Source organism: Photobacterium sp. OFAV2-7, assembly GCF_022347985.1.
Classification (GTDB): domain Bacteria; phylum Pseudomonadota; class Gammaproteobacteria; order Enterobacterales; family Vibrionaceae; genus Photobacterium.
Window position 1 is genome coordinate 1 of the sequence record NZ_JAKRFQ010000363.1, and the last position, 4822, is coordinate 4822.

General features: G+C 46.0%; 4 protein-coding genes. All 4 read right to left on the reverse strand.

Features of this window, described 5'->3' with window-relative positions; all coding sequences use genetic code 11:
- Positions 1-239: 239 nt before the first annotated feature.
- Positions 240-1325: a TfuA-like protein gene (locus MHN01_RS16755; protein ID WP_239412386.1), complete on the reverse strand. Its 1086-nt coding sequence runs from the start codon at positions 1323-1325 to the stop codon at positions 240-242.
- Positions 1325-2545, reverse strand: coding sequence for a YcaO-like family protein (locus MHN01_RS16760; protein WP_239412387.1), 1221 nt, complete (start codon positions 2543-2545; stop codon positions 1325-1327). The genes MHN01_RS16755 and MHN01_RS16760 overlap by 1 nt, the downstream gene beginning before the upstream one ends.
- 11 nt (positions 2546-2556) lie before the next feature.
- Positions 2557-3387, reverse strand: a complete 831-nt coding sequence (locus tag MHN01_RS16765; RefSeq protein WP_239412388.1) for a hypothetical protein — start codon at positions 3385-3387, stop codon at positions 2557-2559.
- Positions 3388-3406: 19 nt separating this feature from the next.
- Positions 3407-4822, reverse strand: a 1416-nt coding sequence (locus tag MHN01_RS16770) for a hypothetical protein (protein WP_239412389.1), incomplete at its 5' end; no start/stop codon positions are given.

Below are 4822 nucleotides of genomic sequence, written 5' to 3' on the forward strand. Positions count from 1 at the left end.
CTTAACCTGGAGACAAATAATCTATCAGCTGAAATGGAACGACTGAAACAATTAGGTGTACGTATTCTAACCCCTGAAATCCAACAGTGTCCGCTTGCCAACTATATTACCGTTCTTGACCCATTTGATAATCCTATTGATATTATTCAGCATCTCCAGCAAGACTAGTATTATATCCAATGGCATACCGCCTTACGACCAGCAGCCCTTCCGTGAAGAGCTGCTCTGTTTAGACGAAGCTACACGCCAGCACGACTAAAGCGACTGTCAAGGCAATCATCTATCGTTAGCTGCTTGTATTCCGTATACGCCATCAAGAGTGCTTCCCGTTCTATCCATTGGTCAAACTGTTTGACCGTTAAAGAAAGAGCGAAAATAGTCCTGCTGACTTGTTCAAAGTCTGGTTTTCCGTCGTCAGTCAGGCATTGCCATTTCTCGGCAACCTTATCAAACGCAGGTCGGACCCAAGGTTTACCCTCTAACCCCAGCTGCTTGGCGTGAGCCAGGGCTCCGGCTCTCAACTTGGCTGAGAGTACGCATTGGGGCTCCAAGGCTTCTTCCGCACTAAACATAGATTCGGTTTTGATTTGCTGCTCTTGCTCCACATCGATGATCAAGGTTTGCCAGGCGTCATTATCACAGAAACAATAATCAACCTGTTTGGGAGGTAGAGCCTTCAAATCGATTTGGGCTAAATCGCCAAGTAGCTCAACGGCATCTTGTTGTTTTAGGGATGGGGGATTCTGCCCCAAAAAACAACGCAAGGCATCTAGCTGATGGGGAGATATTACGCTTTCTGCGTACTGATAGAGAGCTGATAAGGTTCGGTAAGGATACCAGAGCATTTTTAGCTGTTTTTCAATCATCTCAGCTTGCACCTGGGAAAGGATGTTTTGCTCACAGGACCGTTGAAGGTCATTGCGCAAATCGACCATGGCCCGTGATATAGGTTGATAATCTAGATGGACCGGAGCATGGATCAACGCCACTTCATCATCATCTTCCAGTTTTCCATTGGCATACTGTGCAAAGATTTTCCCGGCCCCTACCATACCAAACACACTGAGCTCCGCCGCTCTTAATGCCCCCATGCTGGAACAGCCGTAGACGTGGATACCCGATGACATCGCGTAGAGAACCTCTTTGTGCCACACTGCAGGTATGCGCTCAAAAAATCCATCAATCAGCACAATGATCTGCGGCTTATCCTGGACGGCCAGATAGAGATCCCCCTGCTTGGCAGGAGGCTTGATCTCAGCACCGGGAAGAATATTGGCAATGGTTTCTGACGCTATAGACGGCCCCGCAAACACAATCACCTTCATTATGCCAACTCCTTATATGAAAGGATGAAATTTCTACCTCGTCTGCCCAAGATATACCCTGGCGCATCATGTAATCCCTCAAGCCCCGGTGCAATAACCCGGACCACAGGAATATTGAATTCAGGTTTTGTGAGATCCACCACTATCGGGCTTGGCAGATTTTGCTGTTCTAGCTGTGAGCTTAGCAATAACAAGTCCTCACCTAAGGTATCGTTATCCCAGCTTGGCAATGTATTGAAGTCAACATACCCTGATGCCTTCATCAGTTCATTTCGAATATGGCGCTGTCGCTCAAGCTGCTGGCGTGCCTCGTATTTACTTACACTAATGTCATCCCGCGAGCCGGATATCAGTGTCAGCCTGGCCTGAACAGCCTCTGTCATCGCACGCAGCAGGGCAACATGCTTATCCGGATGTGTCCCCGAGCCAGCCATGGAATATAACGGCCGAAGCTGGTTTTCACGGGCATTGATAATTCGACAGAGAAAAGTTGGCGTACCAATATCTGAAGTAACATTCCATATGCTAACCATCACATCGGCCTGCTCAATTTGCTTAATAAGGGCCTGGATGGTGGGATCGGAGATAGAAGACAAATCTACTTTTTGTTTTGCCTGTTTGTCCTTTGGCATCAAAGACCATAATGCCATGGCATCCCGTTCTATCACTTCGCAGAGGCCATGACTAATGGCCTCATCCTTGGTATTACCAGAAGCCAATCCGTTGGTGCTAATTTGAAAACTACCACTTCCCGGAGGAAGTGGCAGAGTAAAATCACAGTGGACTAGATCATAGGGAATATACTGTGACTCACCAGATTGCAACCGGCATCCTTCAATCCATAGTCGCCGCGAGTTCGGACAAAATGGCAGAACATCCACTTGGGGTAATAGAGCGACATCAACAACAGAGTAGCTACAGGCCAGCTCCTGATAACTGATGTATTTTACTGACAGATCAATATGTTCAGCATGATAAGTCTCTATCGCTTCCATCGCTGCCGACGCCTTGGCAGCTTCCAGTGATATCCCCTTCCCTTGCGAAACCGCCACCGCCTTGGCATTTGGCCGACAGGCTGTCACGACAGGAATACCAATTTCATCTAACCCAGTTACGTTAGCCAGCCGAGTGATCCCCATTGCAGCAAAGAACGGACGAATCCGTTCTAAGGTTTGCTCAGGACTGACTGTGCGGTGAGTGCCAATCCGATAAGCTTTCATCCAGAAATTCCTTATCGTTCAGCGTTAGATTTAAAGGTTCGCAAGTTGGCAATATAGCAAGCTAAAGCCAACAGGCCATCGGTGCGATTCTCTTCATTATCGGTATAAAAATCATCTAAATTCAATGCGCCAGATTGTACCTGTGCATCACCATAATAACTTTCAAGGTGCTCGGTAGCCTCTTTTATTTCGGCTTCACTATGTGTTTGACACAATGGCGCATCAGCAACGAATTCACATTCATCCAGATCACTGGCAGAAATATAACTGACACAATAACTGTAGATATTATTAATGGTGCGCGTTTTTTCCGGATGCTGATAAAAAGCGATATAGAGGTTGTCCTGCTCAGGTATGACTTTTAGTTGATAGAGCTTGTCTTTTGGCACCAAATGATGGCCATTTTGTATTAATGATAAATCATGTGTAACGGGCTGATCCGCTTCGGCTTCACCCTCACCTGACGGCAATAGCATATCCAGCCGGTTCAGTGTAATACGTCGCAAATCAAGAAAGTAACCTGTCTCCGGTAGATTGCCTGTATTCTTTATATCAGGCCGTTGTTCGCTATTGCTGTCATATAGGTTCCAGTCAATCACCTTAGTGACTGTTGGCCCCGACAGGTTAAACGGATACGTTCCATCTTGTTCCAGGAAAAACCGCTGAATTTCTCCTTCAACAGGAACAGATTCGATAACTCGGCTTTTATCTGTATAGAAATCATAAGTAAGGTAAGCAATTTTTCCATTTGGCCTTAAGATGAAAATATCACTCATCGATTCAATAGTATGCCCAGTAAGGTGTGTATTACTACTAGCCGTATTCTTGATTTCAACTGACATTGTATTTCCTTATTAGTTATTAGATAAATCGTTTATCATGTGCAACTTGAATAAAATCGGCGATATAAATATGCCGATTATCTTTATTAGAAATAGATAACTTCATCAGGCAATCCTCTATTTCTAAAGGAAGTTTGGCTTGATGCTTATCGAGAAGACATTGCACAATCATCGATATTTGATGATTTTGTTTAGTTGCAAAATCCTTCTCAATTCCGCACAGGGCTACTGCGTGCAGGTGTGATAACCACAAAAAAGGAAATGGATAACGTCCTGCTAACCTATTCCATTTTTCTAAACTCTGTTCAAGATAATCAATCGATTGGCAGGTATTATTCTCAGCAAAGTAAGTCCACGATAAGTTGGCTAAAGCCGCCGCGATATAGTCATCCATCGCAGTATCTTCAGCAAGTTTAAGCGAACACAAAGCAAATCTACGCGCTTGCTGCACCTCCCCCATTAGCCGACAAGCAACCGTTAAGTAAGTACAGCATCGAGTTTGTAGCACTCGGTCTTGATTCTTCTCGGCGAGGGCTAACGCCTCGGCGAGGTATTGCTGGGCTTCAGCACTTTCCTGAGTATGGCAATAGCAAAACCCAATCGAAAAAAAAGCATTCGCTAAAATGGTTGGATCACCACTTAGCCTCGCCGCTTTCAGAGCCTTGCTCGCAGTAGCGAGTTCATACTCACCACACACATAACGTTTATCTCTCAAACAAAGATGTAATACATCATCATAGTACTTTGCCAACTGTTTATTATCGCCAATAGCCAAGGCCACCGGCTCGGCTTCCACTAGGATGGACTTCATCGCACCGATATTGCCAAGCCAGTAGTAGACGTTCAACACGGCTCTTTTTATTTCCAGCCAAATCTGCCACCAGGAGGACTCCGTGGGAAGGTGAGAATGCTCACACTGCGAGAGAGACTCAAGTGCGGCCTGGTAGTGAGCTAACGCCTGTTCATGTTGGTGTACAACTTCAAAAGCCTTGCCTAATGAAAGCTGGGCGGTTGCTAACACCTGAAGCTCACGCTTTTGTTGCAATATATCGATGAGTTCGGTAAGCAATGTGCGGGCTTTTTGGTGTTGCCCGTCGCGGCTGAGACTTGATGAATATCCATCGAGGATCCGCTGATATAAATCAGGCTGACCCGATTCACCGGCGCATGTGACACAAAGCTCAAATGCACGCTGGTATAACTGGATTGCCTCTGCCACAGCATAGATGCTGGCAGCTTTCGTTGCAGCGTATTCATACCACCAGCTAGCACTAAAGGCTTGCTTGGCCTGTTGATAGTGTTGCGCAATTTGATGGCCAGTATACCGATCCGGTTTATCTGAAGTAGCAATCATTGTCTCGGCGATCAGCTCGTGCAACTCCTGACGAGTCTGCCAGTGAATACTGTCGTAGCTTATGTCACGCACCAAGGCATG